We start from the raw sequence: 18562 nt of genomic DNA on the forward strand, positions 1-18562 counted from the left end.
TCTAGAGAATCCAGTCCACCACTGCAAGTCATGGTGTGCGATAGATCCGCTGCAGCAGCCACAGCGAGAACAGCAGCCCGATCAGGTGGGCGAACAGCACCTGGGTATTGCTCAGCACCGAGAGGATTTCCAGCGACGTGATCGGCAGGTTTTCGGCTGACCCCCGTCCGATCACAGCCAGACCCTGCGTCTGATTAGCCGCCTGGATGAACAGCGGACCAACCAAGGCCTGGTAGCCCACAGACGCCAGGACCAGCCCCAGCAGATCAGCGAACAAGCCGCGTTTGATCAGCCGCGAGGTCTCACCGCGTGAGGGGCGGGCCTCACTGCTCAGGGCCCGGCCATTGCGCACGATCAACCAGCCCTGCCAAAGGCTGTAGAGCAGCACCAGGAAAGCCAGGGTCGTCAGGGAAATTCCAGGACCGAGACCAACAGCGCGATCGGCATTGCGCGTGAGGCTGCCACCGATGGCGGTGAACAGCAGGACGCCCAGGACAACCGCCCCCAGAACCACCTGAATCCAGAAGCGGATCCAGCCCATCCGGCGGAGCCCGGCGGACAACAACTGGAAATCGAGGCGATCCGCCATCTCTCCGGAGGTCAGTCGTTCAAACTTGCCACCAAAGTGCATCGCACGCATCCCGCGTTGATCCCCCTCTGTTCACCACAGGACGCCCGCCGACCGACCGCGCTGGCGCTGGGCAGTTTCGATGGACTGCATGCCGGCCACCGCCGTGTGATCGCCCAGGCCATTGCGGGAGCAGCAGCGGTGCCCACGGTGGTGAGCTTCTGGCCCCATCCGCGGGAGGTGCTCTTCGGTGAAGCCCGGCTGCGGCTTGATCTGCCGAGCGAAAAGCTGGAGCTGCTTCAGCCCCTGGGCATTGAGCAGCTGGTGCTGGTGCCTTTCACCCCTGAACTGGCCCAGCTGAGTGCCGAAGCGTTCGTCAACACCGTGCTGCTCGACACCCTGAAGGCCGAGCGGATCACCGTTGGGGCCAACTTCCGCTTTGGCAAGAACCGCGGCGGTGACGCCGACCTGCTGCGTCAGGTGGCCGCGGCCCGGGGGGTGGAGGTGCTGGTGACGGAGATCGTGGAGGACGACGACGGACGCATGAGCAGCAGCCGCATCCGCGGCTGTCTGGAGAGGGGAGATCTGGACACGGCCCGAACCCTGCTGGGGCGCTCCTACCGCTTCCAGGGACGGGTGGTGCGAGGCCGTGGTCTGGGCCGGGAACTGGGCTGGCCCACCGCCAATCTGCAGGTGGACGGCCGCAAGTTCCTGCCGGCACTGGGGGTCTATGCCGCCTGGGCCTGGGTGGACGGAAACGATCAGCCCCTGGCGGCCGTGATGAATCTTGGTCCGCAACCGACGGTGGATCCCACCTCCCCCTCAGCTGTGGAGGTGCACCTGCTGGACCGCACGATCGAACTGGAGGGCCGTCAGCTGACGGTGGAGCCCGTGAAGCGGCTCCGCGGTCAGCAGCGCTTCAGCGGACTGGAGGAACTCAGCGCTCAGATCGGCCGGGATGCCGACCAGGCCCGGTCGCTGTTGTCGGTTCAGACCGGTGTTGGGTAAGCGTTGGCCAGGCCCCAGACGATGAACACGCCGATTCCCCCCAGCAACACGATGCCCCAGACAAGAACGTGCATGGGGCTGTCGGAACCACCGTTCTCCATCACTCAAAGGGGTGCGATCCTCCAAAGGGTGCCACGAAACTGATGGGTTGCGAGTCGTCCCTGGATCCCCGTGTGGCAAGGCTGATCGATGCCAATCTCGATCGGGCCCGCGAAGGGCTGCGGGTCGTGGAGGACTGGTGCCGTTTCGGCCTGGAACGGGATGATCTGGTGATCAGCCTCAAGGATTGGCGGCAGCGTCTCGGCAAGCTGCACCGAGAGCACTACAAGCAGGCCCGCTCCACCGCCACCGACCCCGCGGCTGGACTGGACCATCCGGCCCAGCTTGACCGTCACAGTCCCCGCCAGGTGGTGGAAGCCAACTGCGGCCGGGTGCAGGAGGCCCTGAGGGTGCTGGAGGAGTACGCACGCAGCGTGGATGCTCCTCTGGCCGCTGAGGCCGCCGCCATCCGCTACGGCGTCTACGACCTGGAGGTGACCTGCCTGAAGGCCACGGGTGGGAACAGCCGTCGCAACCGGCTGCAGGACTGCCAGCTGTGCCTGATCACGGCTCCCTGCCCTGATCTGATCGAACGTGTGACGGCAGCCCTGCGCAGTGGTGTGGCCATGGTTCAGCACCGCTGCAAATCAGGAAGCGACCTGGAACGACTGGCGGAAGCCAAAGCCCTGGCGGCCCTCTGCCAGGACCACGGCGCTCTGCTGATCATCAACGACCGCATTGATCTGGCCCTGGCCGTGGATGCCGACGGTGTGCATCTGGGGCAGGACGACCTGCCCACGGAGGTGGCCCGTGGCTTGATCGGACCCGACCGACTTCTTGGACGCAGCACCCATGAGCTGGACCAGGTGGCGGAAGCGAACCGAGAGGACTGCGACTACCTCGGCCTTGGCCCCGTCAACACCACCGCCGTGAAGCCGGAGCGTCCAGCCATCGGTGCTGAGCTGGTGGGTCAGGCGCTGGCCATCGCTCAGAAGCCGGTGTTTGCCATCGGTGGCATCACCCAGGCCAATCTTTCGCAGCTCACGGCAGTGGGATGCCGGCGTGTGGCGGTGATCGGGGCAATCATGGGGTCCAACACCCCAGCAGAGTCCAGCCAAAGCCTGCTGAACAGCCTGTCGCGCCTCAACCACTGATCCATGGCCCTGAAGCTCACCGTCAATGGCGAGGTCCGCTGCCTGGACCCTGAGCCGACGCCCCCCACCCTGGACAAGGTGATCGCCGCCCTGGGCCACAACCCGCAGCTGGTGGTGACGGAGCACAACGGTGTGATTGCTCTTCGAGGGAGCTGGGCGACCACAACAGTGGGTGAAGGCGACAGCTTGGAGATCGTCACCATCGTTGGAGGCGGTTCCTAGAGTTAAATCAGCTTTCTGTTGTGGTTGTGGCCGTTCGGAACCAAAGCTGGACCCGCAGGCTTCTGGCAGCTGTCCTGGTGCCGCTGGTGGTGTTCAGCCTCGGTCTGATCACGCCGGAGCCCGCCGATGCAGCCCGCGGTGGCCGGATGGGCGGCGGCAGTTTCCGCGCCCCATCCATGCCCCGCAGCGGCGGCGGTGGCTACCGACGCGGCGGTTACGGCGGCGGTTACGGCGGTGGTTATCGCGGTGGCGGCTTCGGATTCCCGTTCATCATTCCGATCTTCGGCTTCGGTGGCGGCGGACTGTTCGGCCTGCTGATCCTGATGGCCGTGGCCGGTGTTCTGGTGAATGCCGTCCGCGGTGGGGGTGGTGCCCCTTCCATCGGTGGCGGCTCACCGATGCCGGCGGTGCCCAGCAAGGTCAACATGATTCAGGTGCAGGTGGGGATGCTGGCCAGCGCCAAATCGCTCCAGGAGGATCTGCGCCGGCTGGCGGCCTCCTCAGACACCTCCAGTTCCAGCGGCCTGCAGCGGCTGCTGCAGGAATCCACCCTGGCCTTGCTGCGGCAACCTGAACTGTGGGTCTACGCCAACGCTGAGAGCGGCAGTGTGCCGTTCAGCAGCGCGGAATCCACGTTCAACCGTCTGTCGATGAACGAGCGCAGCAAATTGGATGCTGAGCTCACCAGCAACGTCGGTGGCCAAAGCATCAACAGCTCATCCGCCAATGTGGGTGAGGCCGACGCCACCAATGAATTTATCGTGGTCACCCTGCTTGTGGCGTCCACCGCTGCAGCCAGCCTCAAGGGAGCCAGCACAGGCGAAGACCTGCGCCAGACACTGCGCATCCTCGGCTCAACGGCCTCCTCTGAACTGATGGCCCTCGAGGTGATCTGGCAGCCGGAGGGACGCGGCGATGTTCTCAGTTCCGAGGAACTTCTCACCGCCTACCCGAATCTGCAGCACCTCTGAGGATCTGAAGATTTTCTTCCGCAGATCAAACGCAATATGAGCACTTTTTCTCAGGATCAACACCTAGTTTTCGAATAAGAACATCCGTCGAATTCATTGGCTCCCAATCCCCGCGCAATGGAATGGCAACAGGACGGGGAGCTGTCGCGATCGGATTGGAATGCCCTGCTGAGCACCCTGCAGCAGGTGGAAACCGATCACAACTCCGCTGAACTGGAGCGATTGGGTGAGGTCGATTTCGACCAGGCTGTCTGACCCTCAACGCCCCCTCAGCATCCGCAACGCCGCCATGGCGGCTCCGTAACCGTTGTCGATATTGACCACGGTCAATCCCGGTGCGCAACTGGCCAGCATCCCATCGAGGGCGGTTCTTCCACCAGCGCTGACGCCGTAACCCACCGACACCGGCACACCGATGATCGGCTGAGGCACGAGGCCAGCCAGCACCGTCGGCAGGGCCCCTTCCATGCCGGCGCAGGCAATCAAGACAGCGGCGGACTCCAACCTGGGGAGCTGATCCAGCAATCGGTGCAGACCGGCCACCCCCACGTCCATCAACGGATCCACCGCAATGCCATGGCAGCGCAGGGCAAGGGTCGCCTCAGCCACGACGCTGCGGTCGCTGCTGCCACCGCTGAGCACCGCCACCGGCGGCGGTCCCGGTGGCAAGGCAGGCAGTTCCCCAAGGGTCAGACAACGGGCATCGTCATGAACCACCACAGCAGGCAGGGCTGCTAGCACTGCATCGGCTTTCTCCGGTGCCACCCGGGTCACCAGACCCAGCTCATCACCGGCGGCAAACCGTTTCAGGATCGCGATGATCTGCTCAGCGGTCTTGTGCTCCCCCCACACGGCTTCGACCATGCCGAGCCGTGCCCGTCGCTTCAGGTCCAGACGGGCGTCGATCATTGGGACGGCAGCAGCTGGGCCTGCAGTTCGCCTTCCGCCAGCAACGGGAACAGCGGTGCTGAGCCTGGATCCCGATTCAGAGCTTGATTCACCCGAGCCTCGAAGACCTCCTGCACCCGCTGGACCTCCTCGGAGGGGATCGCCTTCCACTGCTCACGGCTGCTCCAGCGGATCAGCAGCAGACCCTCCTCTCGCTCTGGATCCCAAAACAGCTCACGCCCCTCAAATCCCGCCTGCTGCTCCAACCAGGGCTGCCAGCTGCTGGCCTCGGCCTGCAGCCAAAGCTCACGATGGGATGCCGGCACCGCCAGTCGCAGCTGCTCAATCACCCCCTGCTCCGCCATGACCGGTGCTGCAACGCTGAGCAGCATGGCCAGAAGCAGTGCCATGGCGCGACTCATGGCTGGCCCAGCAGCACAACGGCCTGACAACTGATGCCTTCCTCCCGTCCCTCCGGTCCCAGCCGTTCGTTGGTGGTGGCCTTCACACCGACGGCCTCGGCGGCAATGCCGATGCGGGATGCGATGTTGCCGCGCATCGCTTCGATGTGGGGCTTCAGCTTGGGCCGCTCGGCGATCACCACCGCATCGACGTTCACCACCTGCCAACCCCGTTGACTCACCAGGGCCACCACCTGCTCCAGCAGCTGAAGGCTGTTGGCCCCCTTCCATTGCGGATCCGTGGGCGGGAAATACTTGCCGATGTCCCCGAGCGACAGGGCACCGAGCAGGGCATCCATCACCGCATGCACCAGCACATCGGCGTCGCTGTGGCCGTCGAGGCCCAGGCCATCGGGATGCTCCAGGGTCACACCACCGAGAATCAGCGGTCGGCCCGACACCAACCGATGAATGTCATAGCCATTGCCGATCCGCAATGTCATGGCCGCTCCGGAGTCATCGCTCGCCATTCTCCAGCGTGCGTAGAGATCCGGTCGACGATCCCGCGTGCGTTGCTCCCGCTGCTGCTGCCGCCAGGCCTCGATGGCGCCATGGTTTCCGCCCCGCAGCACCTCCGGCACCGCCATGCCCTGGAACTCCGCCGGTCGGGTGTAGTGGGGATGCTCCAGCAGCAGCGTGCTGTGGCTTTCCTCCACCAGTGACTGGGCCGTTCCCACGGTGCCCGGCAACAGCCGCACCACCCCATTGATCACGGTCATCGCCGGCAGCTCACCACCGGTGAGCACGAAATCACCGGCGGACACCTCCTCATCGGCAAGGCTGCGGATGCGTTCATCAAACCCTTCGTAATGGCCGCAGAGCAGCACGAGCTGATCGTGCTCCTGGGACCAGCGCTGCAGGTCTCTCTGCTGCAGTGGTCGCCCCTGCGGTGACATCAGCAGCACCCGGCTGCGGGGACTACGGGGGATCGACTCCACCGCGGCGAACACCGGTTCCGGCTTCAGCACCATGCCGGCGCCGCCGCCATAGGGCTCATCGTCCACCTTGCGGTAGCGGTCGGTGGCGAAATCGCGGGGATTGTGGAGATGCAGCTCAGCGATGCCGTTGCCGAAGGCACGGCCGATCACCCCCAGCTCGAGCAACGGGGCAAAGGCCTGCGGCGCCAGGCTCACCACATCGAGGCGATAGGACGCCATCGCGGCTCAGGCGGCAGGTTTGGACACCCGGCGGATGTCCGTGCAGAAACTGCCCTGCAGCGGTGTTCCCTCCTGATCCGTCGCCGTGGTGCTGCGCAACCGCAGGTTGGCGCGGGTGAACCAAATCCGCTCCTGCACCGACGTTCCATCAGGCTGCGACAGGTTCAACTCCATGCTGCCGTCAGGCCAGAAGCGCCACTGCCCGGCCGATGCTCCGTTGATGGCCAAAGCACCATCCCGCTGAAACCGCAGGGTGGTGGTCGCTCCCCCCGGTGCGGTCACCACCAGCTCTCCCTCCACCTCATCTGCAGGTGCACCGCAGCGCACCACCAGCTCCCCGCGTTCGCTGCTGTGCCAGTCGTCATCGCCGCCGCTGGAGAGCTCAAAGCTGCTGCGCAGGCTCATCCACTCGCCGGCACAGAGACCGATAAACGCTGCGGCATCAGCCGGCGGGAAGGGTTGGTCGCTCATCCATCCATCTTCTCAGCCGGCTTCACCAGGTGAGTGGCAGAAACGGATAGGGACGGTTCCAGCCGTACAGGGCCAGACGCTGGCGTCCCGGCAGGGCCGCACCGCGGCGGTGGAAGGCAAACACATCCGCCAGCACCAGGGTGTTGGCCTGGCAGGGCAAGGCCACCGGCGCCGGAAGGCCCAGGGATGCCAGCTCCGTCTCGGGGATCCGAAACGAGCCGGAAACATCCGGCTGCTGCTGCTGACGGATCGCGGCATTGGCGGTGGCCTGTTCCCAGCGCAGCCGTTCTGGGCTGAGCCGATGGCTGCCGGGAACCACTTCAAACGGGCCATCGTCCGCCGTGACCGGCCGCAGAAACAGCCAGAACTTGAGCGCCCGAAAGAACGTGTCGCGGTGCAGGTCCTTCTGCAGGTCCGGCGTGCGGCTCTCCTCGCCATGCACAGTGAGATAAATGTCCAGCTTGCGCGGATCCATCGGCAGTCCGATCACATGGCGGGACCAGCGGCTGAGGCGTGGGTCGCGGCTCAGCGCCGCCGCATGGGGCAACCGTGCCGGATCAATGTGCAGAAAGCGGTTGAGGGTGCCGCCGTCGTAGCGATCGAAGCCTCCGGGAAACGGTTGCTTCGGCTGGAATCCTGTTTTGTCGTTGGCGGCCATCGGATGCTGAGCATTCGCGGCGGCCAGATGAGCCTCCACCTCATCCCGCAAGGAACTGAAGGCTGGTTCGGGCAAAACGTCTGGCACCACCAGAAAGCCATCCCGCTCCAGCTGACGCTCCTGGACCGGTCTCAACCAGCGCCGCCAGCGGCAGAGCGCTTCCGCCAGCTGCACGCGACGGCGATGCAACTGCCAACGCTGATTGAGCGCAGGCTGCCCCACCCATGGGTCACGGAAGCTCTTGGTGCGGCTCAGCAGCGACAGCATCAGGCGTCGCCCCCGTAGCCCAGCTCAGCAAGCCGGGCCGGTTTGCTGCGCCAGTCCGGCACCACCTTCACGAACAGCTCCAGATACACCGGCCCATCGATCAGGGTCTGCATCTGCAGCCGGGCGCCCTGGCCGATCGTCTTGAGCATGGCGCCGCCCTTGCCGATGAGAATCCCCTTCTGGCTTTTGCGCTCCACCAGCACAGTCGCAAGCACAGCCGTGCGCCCGCCGCCCTTGCCGGTCGCTGGCAGCTCCTCCACGCGATCGATCGTCACCGCAACGCTGTGGGGGATCTCCTCGCGGGTGTGCAGCAACACCTGCTCTCGGATCAGCTCACCCATCAACACCCGCTCCGGTTGGTCAGAGACCATCTCCGGGGGATAGAGCTGCGGACCCCGGGGCAACTGGTCCGCCATGGCCTGCGTGAGCGCAGTGCACCCGTCGCCGGCCAGGGCACTGCAGCGGTGAACCGGCCAAGCCGTTTCGCTCAGCAACGCGCTGTAGGCCGACGCCGACTCCTCTTGCCGCTCCTCCGGCACCTTGTCCCATTTGTTCAACGCCACCAACACCGGCAACGGTTGTTGCCGCAGCAGATTGACGATGAATGCGTCGCCACGGCCGGGGCGCTCACAGCCCTCCAGCAGCAGCACCACAAGATCCACTTCGCCGATGGCGCTGCGGGCGCTCTGCACCAACCGCTCCCCCAGCAGGTGATGGGGCTTATGGATGCCAGGGGTGTCCACCAGGACCATCTGGGCGTCCTCTGTGGTGAGGATGGCGCGCAACCGGTTGCGGGTGGTCTGGGCCACGGGCGAGGTGATGGCCACCTTCTCCCCCACCAGCTGGTTCACCAGGGTGGATTTGCCCACGTTGGGCCTGCCGATCAGTGCGATGAAGCCGGAGCGGTGGTCCTCCGACGACGGAGTGGAAAGCATCACGCAAGTCTGCGCCGTCACTGCCCCTGATTCGTTTCCGCCTCCTCCAGGGCTGCAGTGGGATCAGCTGTGAGATCAGCCGTCAGGAATTCGCGCGTCTCCGGCAGCGCCAGTCGCAGATTCGACTGAAAGTCAAAGTCGACATCGAGGGATGCGGCTTTCAGATCGAGAAGATGACCACCATGCCGATGGTCGTCCGACAGGAAGTGCAGGTGATATCCGGGGATGTTGAGGCTGCTGGCATGGGTTGGACTCCAGAACCCCACCAACGTGCCGCTGATGGCCTGGTGAGAGAATGTGGTCTGTGACCGGGTGGCATCCAGAAGGGTTGCGCCCGCCTCCACACGGGACACCGAGCGGACGAGCAGTTCCTCGAACATGCCTCGGATGCGCAGCGCCACAAAAAGATTCGCGCCCGGGCGATGGGGATCCAGCAACGCCCCGAGCTGCTCAAAGCTGCTCACCGGACCGAGCTGCACTCGCTGCTCGCTTTCGAAATGTGTGGCGATCCAGAACGGAATGCCCTCCTCCGGAGGCGCCTCACGAAGACGACCATCAGCACAGGCCTGCCAGCAGACGCCATCGAGAAGAATCCCTTCACCGTCGAGCTGCTCGAAGGTCCCGATTCCAAAGTCGCCGTGATCGGCCAGGTCGCGCACATGCAGCGCATCGCCGAACACCCCTTCCACCACCGCAGTGGAGGTGGATAGTTGCCAGAGGGTGTGATGCTCCAGATCCAGATAATCCGCCAGAGCCTTTCGGATCACGGCGCTGTAACTCTCACCAGTCCTGCTCGCATGAGCTTGTAAAGCCGACCAATGGCCAGAGGGCAGGTTCACGTGGAGCCCATGGCAAGACGTCTCTGGCATCGTCTGAATCCAACTTGCCCATAGCCTGGCCTCAAGGTCGGACCATGGCGATGCCTGAACAGCAACCCACCTTCCAGCAGGCAATGGAGATCACCGCTGCCTGGTTGCAGCAGTGGGAGAACGAGGAGATCAGCGATGAGGTGCTGGCGGACCGAATCGGTGAGATGGTGTCCAGCCGCGATGGCGCCAGGGGCTTCTTTGTGGTGAGCCTGGCTGGCGACAGCGTTCTGATGGATCGACTGCCGGATGCCGTTGTAGGGCAACTGCGCGCTGCAGGCGCTGGGGTTGTGGATCTGAGCGTGCGCAACCTGGCCATGAGCACCGCCATGGCGGTTGCCCACCACCGCTCCGGTGACAGCGCCCAGCAGGAAGGCTCGCAACGGGTCAGAACCCGCTGCACTGAACTGCTGCGGCAACTGGAGCCGGGCCTGGTGAAAGAACGGCTGGAGCAACTGCTGGAGGCTGCTGTCGACAACACTGGAGCTGATGTCTCCTTTCTGGAGAAATGGGGCTACGACGTCGAGCAGCGTGATGCCATCCGCCAAAGCGTTTATGCCGTCGCCGACGAGTGAAGGGTGAAGACAACCAACAAAAAAGCCCCGGAAGTACCGGGGCTTTTCGAGTGGATGATGTCGATCGGACCAATCCAATCGGACTCAATCGTGTCAGTCGCGGCGACCACCGCCATTGAGCACGATGATCAGGCGCAGGATGAAGATGAACAGGTTGATGTAGGTGAGGTACATGCTCAGGGCACCTGCCAGATACTGCTCATCCCGGTAGGCGCGGGGCATCGTGTAGAAGTCGACGAAGGCGGCGCCCACAAACAGCACGGTGCCGAAACCGGCGATCATCAACTCGAAGCTTGTGCCTTGGAATATCGCCGGAGCGAAGATTCCACCGATGAATTGCACCACCATGGCGAGAATCAGGCCGATCAAGCCCAGTCCCACCACACCGGACAGGGCCTGACCGACGCTGTCGCTCATGCGACGCCCAACAATTGAGGCGATCACAAAGGTGATGCCAGTGGCCAGGGCAGCGGTGCCGACGGCCCCGATCCCTGCAACCGCTCCGGCCAGGGCCACCAGACCGCTGAGGGTGAAGCCTGTGATCAGGCTGTAAACGGCCAGGAGTGGCAATGCCGTGGCGTTGTTGCCCTTCATCGCCACGTTTTGGGCAACAAAGAAGAGAACCAAGTTGCCGATCACGGCCGCCCAGAACAGGGGCATGAACATCGGCGTCGCCATCATCGACAGGCCGCCGATCACCCCGACAGAGGTGAGCACCATGCCGCCGCCCACATAGGGGAGCGCCTTGTTGACCACGTTGGGGCCCACCAGAGCGCTGGACTGCGCATCGCGGATGGCCTGCTGAAAATTGCTGCTTGCTGGCATGTCGACCAGACCACAATCACTCCAAATATCCTGCCAGCACTGACAAGGGTCTGGGGTGCGGATCTCCCTATCGACGCAAAGGACGTGACGAGCGCTGATCATCGAGGCGGGCATAGGCCTCCACCACCCGCTGCACCAAGGGATGTCGCACCACATCAGCCGATGTCAACCGACAGACGGCAACCCCTTCAACGCCATCCAGCACATCCGAGGCTTCCACCAGACCGCTCGGGAGGCCATTGGGAAGATCCACCTGGGTGACATCACCGGTCACCACCATGCGGGAGCGTTCCCCCAGACGGGTCAGCACCATCCGCATCTGAGCCGGTGTGGTGTTCTGCGCCTCATCGAGGATCACAAAGGCGTCGCTGAGGGTGCGGCCACGCATGTAAGCCAACGGAGCCACTTCGATCACCCCTTTTTCGAGCAACACCGTGGTCTTGTCCGGCCCCAGCAGGGTGTGCAGAGCGTCGTAAAGCGGTCGCAGGTAAGGATCCACCTTCTGCTGCAGATCTCCCGGCAGAAACCCCAGTCGCTCCCCCGCCTCCACGGCCGGTCGGGTCAGGATCAGTCGCTCCACCTTGCGCTCCGAGAGCATCCGCACCGCCAGGACCGTGGCCAGGAAGGTCTTACCCGTTCCCGCAGGTCCCAGAGCGAAGGTGAGGTCATGCCGCTCCATGGCATCGACGTAATGCTTCTGACGCAGCGTCCGCGGCCTCAGCATCGAGCCGGTCTGACTGCGCGCCAGCACCTGCTCTCCCATTGCCGCATGGTCATCCTCCCGACCACTGCTGAGGGCGCCAAGGGCCGCCTGGAGATCAACGCTGGACACGGCTTGTCCGTCCTGCCAGATCGGACGCACCAGCTCAACCACCGCTGCAGCCCGCTCGATCTGCGTTGGTCTTCCGGTGATCATCAACTGGAGACCCCGCAACACCAACGAGGCTCCGGTCAGAGCTTCAAGGCGATGCAGGGTCGATTCGGCAGCTCCAGCGAGAGCCAGAGCTGCCTCAGGATCCGGTAAATCAAAAACGAAGCGGCTGCGTGCGCCGTCCTCAGACACCGGGGAGATCAGCTTTCGCTGGATTCGGCCTCAGCTTCTGGGGCGTCTTCAGCGTTGGAAGCCTCAGCAGCGGCAGCGGCTTCCGCTTCAGCAGCAGCCTTGGCCTCGGCGGCTTCCTTGGCAGCCTGCTTGGCCTCTTCCTCGAGCTTGGCAGCCTGCTTGGCTTTACCGACGGTTTCCGCAGGGCGGATGGTCTTCTCGATCAAGCCGCCGCGCTCGAGCAGCGTGCGCACCACATCCGTGGGCTGGGCCCCTTGGCCAAGACGCTCCCGAATCGCTTCGGTGTCGAGGCGGGTTTCCTTGGTGCGGGGGTTGTAGAAGCCAAGTTCCTGGAGCGGACGCCCATCCCGACGGGAGGTGCTGTTGCAGGCCACGAGGCGGAAGCTTGCTTCCCGCTTCTTGCCGAACCGCTTCAGGCGGAGCTTGATCATCGTGGACCTGCTGTTGAGAACGTCAGTGAATCCGGCAGCACGAATTCGGCCGCCAAACGACCACCATACCGTCTGACCCTCAAAGGTCCCCGAATCCCCGTTTCTTCTTGCCCGGCTTGCTTCGCTTCGGACCACCGCCCTTGCCGCGGCGGGCCGGTGCCTGTCCAGGCATTCCCGGCATGCCACCCATTCCATGCATCCCTCCCATTCCTGGCATCCCTCCCATTCCTGGCATCCCTCCCATTCCTGGCATCCCGGGCATGCCGCCCTGACTCATCTGCTGCATGAAGCCACGCATCTTCTGAAAATCCGCCAGCACCTTGTCCACATCCGCCGGTTGATGACCGCTGCCGGCAGCGATGCGACGACGACGGGAGGGCTGACCGGCCAGCAGATCGGGGTTCTCCCGTTCCTTCGGCGTCATTGAGCCGATCATCGCCTCGATCCGTTTCAACTGCTGCTCTCCTTGCTTGAGCATGCCGTCGTCGATCTTGTTCATGCCCGGGATCATTTTCATCAGACCCCCCAGCGATCCCATGCGCTTGATCAAGCGCATCTGCTTGACGAAGTCCGAGAAATCAAACGTCGCCTCCTGCAGCTTCTTCTGCATCTTTTCGACGTCGGCGAGTTCGACCTCCTTCTGGGCCTTCTCCACCAGCGTCAGCACGTCCCCCATGCCGAGGATGCGGCTGGCCATCCGTTCGGGATGGAAGGGCTGGAGAGCCTCCACCTTCTCGCCGGTGCCGATGAACTTGATCGGCTGACCGCTCACCTTGCGGATTGAAAGGGCGGCACCACCGCGGGAGTCACCATCAAGCTTGGTGAGCACCGCTCCGGTGATGCCCACCTGGTCGTGGAAGGCGCGGGTGAGTTCGGCCGCCTCCTGACCGATCATCGAATCCACCACCAGCAGCACCTCATCGGGCTGCACGGCGGTGCGGATCCGCACCATCTCCTCCATCATCTCGCTGTCGATCTGGAGGCGACCGGCGGTGTCGACCAGGAGCGTGTCGAATCCCTCCTCTTTCGCCTTGGCCAGACCAGCGGCTGCGATGTCTTCCGGCTTGGCCTCAGCACCGAGGCTGAACACCTCCACATCGATCTGAGCACCGAGTGTTTTCAACTGCTCGATGGCAGCTGGTCGGTAGACGTCGGCACCCACCATCAGGGCACGGCGGCCCTGATCCTTGAGGTGGAGTCCCAGCTTGGCCGTCGCGGTGGTTTTACCGGCACCCTGAAGGCCGGCCATCAACACGACGGTGGGAGCGTCAGCCGCCTTGGCCAGAGGAGCGTTATCACCCCCCATGACCTCCACAAGCTGCTCGTGCACCACCTGGATGAACTTCTGGTCCGGACTGACGCCGCGCACCACCTCGGCGCCCACGGCCTTCTCGCGCACATCGGCAACGAAGTCCTTCACCACCGGCAGGCTCACATCGGCCTCCAGCAAGGCCCGACGGACGTCCGTTAGGGCTCCATCGACGTTGGTTTCGCTGATGCTGTCTTGGCCACGCAGCCCCTTGACCGCATCCTCAAAACGGGCTGACAGCTCATCGAACATCGGGGCGGCTCTTTGGAATCAATCACCCGATCGTAAAAAGCAAGGCTGCGGGGCAGGATCAACCCTGCGGGATGTAAGCCGTCAGCCTCCACTGATCGCCGTCTCGTCCAAGGATGTAGGTGATCGTGAGACTGCCCGGTTCCGTGCGGTCCACCACCGAGCCTGATCTGTCCGTGGTGCTGTCGCTGTAAGCCACTTCCGCCTTCAGTTCAATCCGACGGGGCTGCCGGCTCACCACCTCAAGGGATGTCACCGAAGCCTTCACAACCGTGGTGTTGCCTGCGGCGACAGCCGCAGCCCTTTCCTGATCAACCTGATCAATCAGACGCTGCCTCGCCACCACAGGAAGCATCGAGGCTTGGCCCTGAAGAGCTAGGGCCTTGTTGTCGAGCCAGCCCTGAACAAGCAACCGCAGCTGAGCTTCATCGGGAGCATCGCTGAGGAGCGGTTCCAGCTGGCCCCTGCCCGTCGACGCCTCCGGTTGAAGCGTCGCTGCCGGTGACAGGTTGGCTGGATCAGAGCTGGACGACTTGGATTCAGTGGCGTCCTGGAGTTCCGGCTGCGGTTGCCGCGCCACAGGAGCCGTTGCCCGGGGCCGCAGCATCACTGCGGCCGCCAGAGCGGCCACCAAACCCACCACAGCAGAGGCCACCAGCAAGCGCAGACGGCGGGGTGATCCGGTGGATGCCGCATCCGCCGATTGGACCTCCTCCGCCATCGATGGAACATTGTCCAGCTCTGCGGCCTGCAGCGAGCTGGCATCGGCCAGAGCCCAGGTTTCCAGTCCGGCGTTCGTCTCAATCGCAGCAACGTCCTGACGGGCCGTCTGGCGATCGATGCGATCGACGTAAGCCTGCACATCCCGGTCGGCGAACCAGGCATCAAGGTCCACTCCGGTGGCATCAACATCCCGGTAACCAGGGAGCACATCCCGTTCAAGCCAGACCCGGCAGTACTCGCACTGGGCCGCCAGGTGATCGCCGGGATGCTCCGCCAGCCAGCGCAGGAGTTCCTGATCGCGAATGGCGCTGAAGTGCAGGGAGGCATCCGAGACATTGCCCAGGAGCAGGTCCAGGCAGCCCAGAAGGGGCATCGGATCCAGATCGGAGGCAGCTAATTGCTGCAACTGATCACGGGCCTGCTCAAGGAACTCCGGCTTGCGCCGTGAGTACCCCGCAGCCGCCAGGGCGAACACGGCAAGACAACCGGCTTCGATGGAGCCCTCTGCGAACCAGCCACGGAACAGATCGATCTGCTCCTGAACGGTGAGAAAGCGGCGGATCTGCTGGAAAAACGACTCAAAGTCGGCCTGCCCCATGGCGGCAGCTGGAGGATCGGCATTCAGACCCTCGGGATCCAGGCCACCCCGATCGCGCACCAATCCATCCAGCAGGGAGATACCCTGCTGGCGAGCCTCGGCATCGGAGAGATCTCGACTCAGAAGATCCAGCACCCGATAGGGGAGCAAGTCATCCAGCTCCTGCTGCAGACCGGCCTGTTGATCCGGCAACTTGCCCATCCTCTGCTGCAGTTCAATGCCTTCCCGCAGCAGCTGAGCCGCGGACTCGTAACGCCTCTGCTGCTGTTCATCCCGCGACGCATCACGACAGGCGAGGGCCGCCAGCAGGGTGAGGTCCGCTTCGCGGCCACTTCCGAGGGCTGGCGCCTGAGGCGGCTGAAGTCCCTGACGGGCGAGCTGAAAAGCTTCGTAGGCCGCTCCCGCCTCCCAGAGCAGGATCAGCCCGGCCACTTCGCTGCTGGCCGCCAGATCCAGGCCGACGGTTTCATTGGGGTGGGATGAACTCAACGACAGGAGCGCTGCCTCGTAGTCAGCCCTTGCACCAGGATCCGTCAGCAGATCGGCCGCTTGGCGCAACAGCGCCTGACGTTGCAGCAAACCCTCATGGGTGAACCCATCGTCCGGCGGACTGTCGCTGCGGGTCTGGAGACGCCGAAGGATGGAGGCAGGATCAGCGGAAGGACTGACACCCAGCAGCCGGAAATGATCGATGGGCAGATCCAACGTCCACAGGTCCCCAGAGGGCGAACTTTAGTCAGTGTCTGGGATTTTGCCCATCTCTCAACGGCTGGCCCTTACAGTCACCTTCATTGATTAGGACGGTCATGGGTCAGGACCTCGCGGTCGACACAGCTCCCATCGTCAGCGCGGCCGCCGGTCCTCACGCGGAACGTCTGTCCAACCTCGTCACAGCCCAGCGGGCAACGGTGGACCGCGAGACCGGTCTGGAGCTGTTCCGGGACATGACCCTCGGACGACGCTTCGAGGACAAGTGCGCGGAGATGTACTACCGCGGCAAGATGTTCGGTTTCGTTCACCTCTACAACGGCCAGGAGGCTGTGAGCACCGGGGTGATTGGCGCCATGAAGCGTCAGAACGATTGGTTCTGCAGCACCTACCGCGACCACGTCCATGCCCTGAGCGCCGGTGTTCCGGCTCGGGAAGTGATGAGTGAGCTGTTCGGCAAGGAAACAGGCTGCAGCAAGGGACGAGGTGGATCCATGCACCTTTTCTCCAAGGAACACCACCTGCTGGGGGGCTTTGCCTTCATCGCCGAGGGCATCCCCGTCGCCCTGGGGTCAGCCTTCACCAGCCGCTACAAACGTGATGCTCTCGGCGATGCCTCAAGCAACGCTGTGACGGCAGCCTTCTTTGGTGATGGCACCTGCAACAACGGCCAGTTCTTCGAATGCATGAACATGGCGCAGCTCTGGAAGCTGCCGATCCTGTTCGTCGTGGAGAACAACAAGTGGGCGATCGGCATGGCCCACGACCGCGCCACCAGTGATCCGGAAATCTGGCGCAAAGCAGCGTCCTTCGGCATGGCTGGCGAAGAAGTCGACGGCATGGACGTGCTTGCCGTTCGTGCTGCGACCCAGCGAGCCCTGGAGCGGGCTCGGGCCGGGGAAGGTCCCACCCTTCTGGAGTGCCTCACCTACCGCTTCCGCGGTCACTCCCTCGCTGACCCGGACGAACTCCGCGCCGAACAGGAGAAGCAGTTCTGGGCCCAGAGAGATCCACTCAAGGCTTTGGAACGGGACCTCTGCAACGCCAATTTGGTGAGCAGCGATGAGTTGCGAAGCATCGAGAAAGAGATCGATGCCATCGTTCAGGACTGTGTGGAGTTCGCCCTTTCCGCCCCGGAGCCCGATCCAGCGGAGTTGACCCGCTACATCTGGGCCGAGGACTGATAAGGCAGCCGTCCCGGCAGCTCAGATCCCGCTTGGCAGCCGCCGGGTCAGATTGCGCAACTTGCGCAAGGCCTTGAGCTCCACCTGACGCACACGCTCTCTGGAGACATCCATCAAGCGTCCGATCTCAGCCAGGGTGTGACGCTCGTTGCCCTCAAGACCGAAGCGAAGCTTCAACACGTGCTGTTCCTGCTCGCTGAGGTGACTGAGCCAGCGTCCGAGCTGCTCGTGGTGAATGCGTTGCTCAACGATGTCAAGCGGCTCATCCAGGGAGGAGTCGGCAATGAGATCACCGAGGAAGCTGCGACCCTCCTCCCCGTTCACAGGAGCATCGAGACTGCTGGTGGTGAGGGCCTGTCTCAGGAGTGAATCAAGCTCATCCAAAGGGATGTCCATCGCCTCAGCGATTTCCACACGGCTGGGCATGGCACCGAGCTTGTGGGCGAGATCAAGACTCACCTTGCGGATTGTGGTGAGTCGCTCGCTGAGATGCACCGGAAGCCTGATGGTGCGGGACTGACAGGCGATGGCACGGGTCATGCTCTGACGGATCCACCAGAAGGCATAGGTCGAGAATTTGTAACCGCGGGTGGGATCAAATTTCTCGACGGCACGCTCAAGCCCCAGGGAACCTTCCTGGATGAGATCGAGAAGTTCCAGGCCCTTTCCCTGATATTTCTTGGCAACGCTCACAACCAGGCGGAGGTTGGCTTTCATCATCCGTTCCTTGGCCCGTCGACCGATGCGAAGCATCCGGCGCTGCTTACCGGTCAGCTCGTGGTCTTCAAACGTTTTGGAACCGTCTTCCGTCAGAGCCATCATCGACTGGACCTGATTGCCCAGTTCGATTTCTTCGGCAGGGGTGAGCAGCGGGATGCGGCCGATGGTGGCCAGATACCAGCTGACAGGGTCACTGCTGCGGCGGCGCTGGGAATCGATGGTTTTCTGAGCTGATGAAACCATTGCGTGTCCTCCGCCGTGGTGAGAGAACCTTCTTACGAAGATCAGAAAAACAGAAGTGTTTTCAGCAACCTTTCAGATTTGTGCGAGCGAATCGAAACACTTCATGTTTCCCTCGCAATTGAGAACAATGTCCTCATCGGACCATTAAATTTTTCGTATTGAAAGCCTCATCAATCAAGATGAATTCACAGGGATTGTCCTGAATAGCTGACGACAATCGCAGCGGTGGTGTACTCCGCAAGCTGAACAGCTTGTCTGAACAGAATCAC

The 18562-nt window shown here is 63.4% G+C and carries 21 protein-coding genes; 7 read left to right on the forward strand and 14 right to left on the reverse strand.

The window, feature by feature from the left end:
* Positions 1-28: 28 nt before the first annotated feature.
* A complete protein-coding gene (locus SynA1528_RS08005; RefSeq protein WP_186588351.1) occupies positions 29-589 on the reverse strand; it encodes a DUF3611 family protein in 561 nt (186 codons plus the stop codon).
* Between the two features lie 57 nt (positions 590-646).
* Here SynA1528_RS08005 and SynA1528_RS08010 point away from each other — a divergent pair, with 57 nt between their 5' ends.
* The 5 genes from SynA1528_RS08010 to SynA1528_RS08030 all read left to right on the forward strand — a co-directional run bounded on the left by SynA1528_RS08010 (position 647) and on the right by SynA1528_RS08030 (position 4217).
* A complete protein-coding gene (locus SynA1528_RS08010; protein WP_186588352.1) occupies positions 647-1576 on the forward strand; it encodes a bifunctional riboflavin kinase/FAD synthetase in 930 nt (309 codons plus the stop codon).
* A gap of 143 nt (positions 1577-1719) precedes the next feature.
* Positions 1720-2769 carry a thiamine phosphate synthase gene (locus SynA1528_RS08015; protein ID WP_186586312.1) on the forward strand — a complete coding sequence of 350 codons (1050 nt, stop codon included), beginning with the start codon at positions 1720-1722 and terminating at the stop codon, positions 2767-2769.
* A 3-nt stretch (positions 2770-2772) separates the two neighbouring features.
* Positions 2773-2991 carry a sulfur carrier protein ThiS gene (gene thiS / locus SynA1528_RS08020; protein WP_186586313.1) on the forward strand — a complete coding sequence of 73 codons (219 nt, stop codon included), beginning with the start codon at positions 2773-2775 and terminating at the stop codon, positions 2989-2991.
* Between the two features lie 146 nt (positions 2992-3137).
* The gene (locus SynA1528_RS08025) at positions 3138-3962 is read left to right on the forward strand and encodes a DUF1517 domain-containing protein (protein WP_502707744.1); all 825 of its coding nucleotides are present in this window, start codon (positions 3138-3140) and stop codon (positions 3960-3962) included.
* Between the two features lie 117 nt (positions 3963-4079).
* Entirely contained in the window at positions 4080-4217 is a 138-nt protein-coding gene (locus SynA1528_RS08030; protein WP_186586315.1) for a DUF8633 family putative protein, read from the forward strand.
* 3 nt (positions 4218-4220) lie between these two features.
* Here the strand turns inward: SynA1528_RS08030 and larB are convergent, their stop codons facing one another.
* The 7 genes from larB to budA are packed head-to-tail and all read right to left on the reverse strand — an operon-like array spanning position 4221 to position 9566.
* Positions 4221-4871: a nickel pincer cofactor biosynthesis protein LarB gene (gene larB / locus SynA1528_RS08035; RefSeq protein ID WP_186586316.1), complete on the reverse strand. Its 651-nt coding sequence runs from the start codon at positions 4869-4871 to the stop codon at positions 4221-4223.
* A complete protein-coding gene (locus SynA1528_RS08040; RefSeq protein WP_186586317.1) occupies positions 4868-5272 on the reverse strand; it encodes a TIGR03792 family protein in 405 nt (134 codons plus the stop codon). The genes larB and SynA1528_RS08040 overlap by 4 nt, the downstream gene beginning before the upstream one ends.
* Positions 5269-6468: a tRNA (guanosine(37)-N1)-methyltransferase TrmD gene (gene trmD, locus SynA1528_RS08045; RefSeq protein ID WP_186586318.1), complete on the reverse strand. Its 1200-nt coding sequence runs from the start codon at positions 6466-6468 to the stop codon at positions 5269-5271. The genes SynA1528_RS08040 and trmD overlap by 4 nt, the downstream gene beginning before the upstream one ends.
* Before the next feature lie 6 nt (positions 6469-6474).
* A complete protein-coding gene (locus tag SynA1528_RS08050) occupies positions 6475-6939 on the reverse strand; it encodes a phycobiliprotein lyase (protein ID WP_186586319.1) in 465 nt (154 codons plus the stop codon).
* Between the two features lie 22 nt (positions 6940-6961).
* Complete coding sequence (locus SynA1528_RS08055; protein WP_186586320.1) at positions 6962-7864, reverse strand: phytanoyl-CoA dioxygenase family protein; 903 nt, start codon at positions 7862-7864, stop codon at positions 6962-6964.
* The gene (era, locus tag SynA1528_RS08060) at positions 7864-8799 is read right to left on the reverse strand and encodes a GTPase Era (RefSeq protein ID WP_186586321.1); all 936 of its coding nucleotides are present in this window, start codon (positions 8797-8799) and stop codon (positions 7864-7866) included. The genes SynA1528_RS08055 and era overlap by 1 nt, the downstream gene beginning before the upstream one ends.
* Before the next feature lie 17 nt (positions 8800-8816).
* On the reverse strand, positions 8817-9566 hold the full coding sequence (budA, locus tag SynA1528_RS08065; protein ID WP_286187781.1) for an acetolactate decarboxylase: 750 nt from the start codon (positions 9564-9566) through the stop codon (positions 8817-8819).
* A 152-nt stretch (positions 9567-9718) separates the two neighbouring features.
* Here budA and SynA1528_RS08070 point away from each other — a divergent pair, with 152 nt between their 5' ends.
* A complete protein-coding gene (locus SynA1528_RS08070; RefSeq protein WP_186586323.1) occupies positions 9719-10240 on the forward strand; it encodes a sll1618 family protein in 522 nt (173 codons plus the stop codon).
* Between the two features lie 93 nt (positions 10241-10333).
* Here SynA1528_RS08070 and SynA1528_RS08075 read toward each other — a convergent pair whose 3' ends face one another.
* The 5 genes from SynA1528_RS08075 to SynA1528_RS08095 all read right to left on the reverse strand — a co-directional run bounded on the left by SynA1528_RS08075 (position 10334) and on the right by SynA1528_RS08095 (position 16143).
* Positions 10334-11065 (reverse strand): Bax inhibitor-1/YccA family protein, encoded by a 732-nt coding sequence (locus SynA1528_RS08075; protein WP_186586324.1) that lies wholly within the window; start codon positions 11063-11065, stop codon positions 10334-10336.
* 67 nt (positions 11066-11132) lie between these two features.
* On the reverse strand, positions 11133-12128 hold the full coding sequence (locus SynA1528_RS08080) for a PhoH family protein (protein WP_186586325.1): 996 nt from the start codon (positions 12126-12128) through the stop codon (positions 11133-11135).
* 8 nt (positions 12129-12136) lie between these two features.
* Positions 12137-12559, reverse strand: coding sequence for a 30S ribosomal protein S16 (gene rpsP, locus SynA1528_RS08085; protein ID WP_186586326.1), 423 nt, complete (start codon positions 12557-12559; stop codon positions 12137-12139).
* 79 nt (positions 12560-12638) lie between these two features.
* Positions 12639-14120: a signal recognition particle protein gene (gene ffh, locus SynA1528_RS08090; RefSeq protein ID WP_186586327.1), complete on the reverse strand. Its 1482-nt coding sequence runs from the start codon at positions 14118-14120 to the stop codon at positions 12639-12641.
* A gap of 58 nt (positions 14121-14178) precedes the next feature.
* Positions 14179-16143, reverse strand: coding sequence for an IMS domain-containing protein (locus SynA1528_RS08095; RefSeq protein ID WP_186586328.1), 1965 nt, complete (start codon positions 16141-16143; stop codon positions 14179-14181).
* A 101-nt stretch (positions 16144-16244) separates the two neighbouring features.
* On the opposite strand from SynA1528_RS08095, the gene pdhA reads away from it, so the two are divergent.
* Positions 16245-17330, forward strand: coding sequence for a pyruvate dehydrogenase (acetyl-transferring) E1 component subunit alpha (gene pdhA, locus SynA1528_RS08100; protein ID WP_186586329.1), 1086 nt, complete (start codon positions 16245-16247; stop codon positions 17328-17330).
* 21 nt (positions 17331-17351) lie between these two features.
* On the opposite strand, the gene SynA1528_RS08105 is transcribed toward pdhA, so the two are convergent.
* A complete protein-coding gene (locus SynA1528_RS08105; protein WP_186586330.1) occupies positions 17352-18293 on the reverse strand; it encodes an RpoD/SigA family RNA polymerase sigma factor in 942 nt (313 codons plus the stop codon).
* Positions 18294-18562: the final 269 nt, after the last annotated feature.

The sequence above is a fragment of the Synechococcus sp. A15-28 genome (assembly GCF_014280175.1).
Lineage (GTDB): Bacteria > Cyanobacteriota > Cyanobacteriia > PCC-6307 > Cyanobiaceae > Parasynechococcus.

Coding starts and splice junctions, on each gene's coding strand:
- SynA1528_RS08005 (WP_186588351.1), bottom strand. CDS start 589: ATGGCGGATCGCCTCGATTTCCAGTTGTTGTCCGCCGGGCTCCGCCGG.
- SynA1528_RS08015 (WP_186586312.1), top strand. CDS start 1,720: ATGGGTTGCGAGTCGTCCCTGGATCCCCGTGTGGCAAGGCTGATCGAT.
- thiS (WP_186586313.1), top strand. CDS start 2,773: ATGGCCCTGAAGCTCACCGTCAATGGCGAGGTCCGCTGCCTGGACCCT.
- SynA1528_RS08025 (WP_502707744.1), top strand. CDS start 3,138: ATGGGCGGCGGCAGTTTCCGCGCCCCATCCATGCCCCGCAGCGGCGGC.
- SynA1528_RS08030 (WP_186586315.1), top strand. CDS start 4,080: ATGGAATGGCAACAGGACGGGGAGCTGTCGCGATCGGATTGGAATGCC.
- larB (WP_186586316.1), bottom strand. CDS start 4,871: ATGATCGACGCCCGTCTGGACCTGAAGCGACGGGCACGGCTCGGCATG.
- SynA1528_RS08040 (WP_186586317.1), bottom strand. CDS start 5,272: ATGAGTCGCGCCATGGCACTGCTTCTGGCCATGCTGCTCAGCGTTGCA.
- trmD (WP_186586318.1), bottom strand. CDS start 6,468: ATGGCGTCCTATCGCCTCGATGTGGTGAGCCTGGCGCCGCAGGCCTTT.
- SynA1528_RS08050 (WP_186586319.1), bottom strand. CDS start 6,939: ATGAGCGACCAACCCTTCCCGCCGGCTGATGCCGCAGCGTTTATCGGT.
- SynA1528_RS08055 (WP_186586320.1), bottom strand. CDS start 7,864: ATGCTGTCGCTGCTGAGCCGCACCAAGAGCTTCCGTGACCCATGGGTG.
- era (WP_186586321.1), bottom strand. CDS start 8,799: ATGCTTTCCACTCCGTCGTCGGAGGACCACCGCTCCGGCTTCATCGCA.
- SynA1528_RS08070 (WP_186586323.1), top strand. CDS start 9,719: ATGCCTGAACAGCAACCCACCTTCCAGCAGGCAATGGAGATCACCGCT.
- SynA1528_RS08075 (WP_186586324.1), bottom strand. CDS start 11,065: ATGCCAGCAAGCAGCAATTTTCAGCAGGCCATCCGCGATGCGCAGTCC.
- rpsP (WP_186586326.1), bottom strand. CDS start 12,559: ATGATCAAGCTCCGCCTGAAGCGGTTCGGCAAGAAGCGGGAAGCAAGC.
- ffh (WP_186586327.1), bottom strand. CDS start 14,120: ATGTTCGATGAGCTGTCAGCCCGTTTTGAGGATGCGGTCAAGGGGCTG.
- pdhA (WP_186586329.1), top strand. CDS start 16,245: ATGGGTCAGGACCTCGCGGTCGACACAGCTCCCATCGTCAGCGCGGCC.
- SynA1528_RS08105 (WP_186586330.1), bottom strand. CDS start 18,293: ATGGTTTCATCAGCTCAGAAAACCATCGATTCCCAGCGCCGCCGCAGC.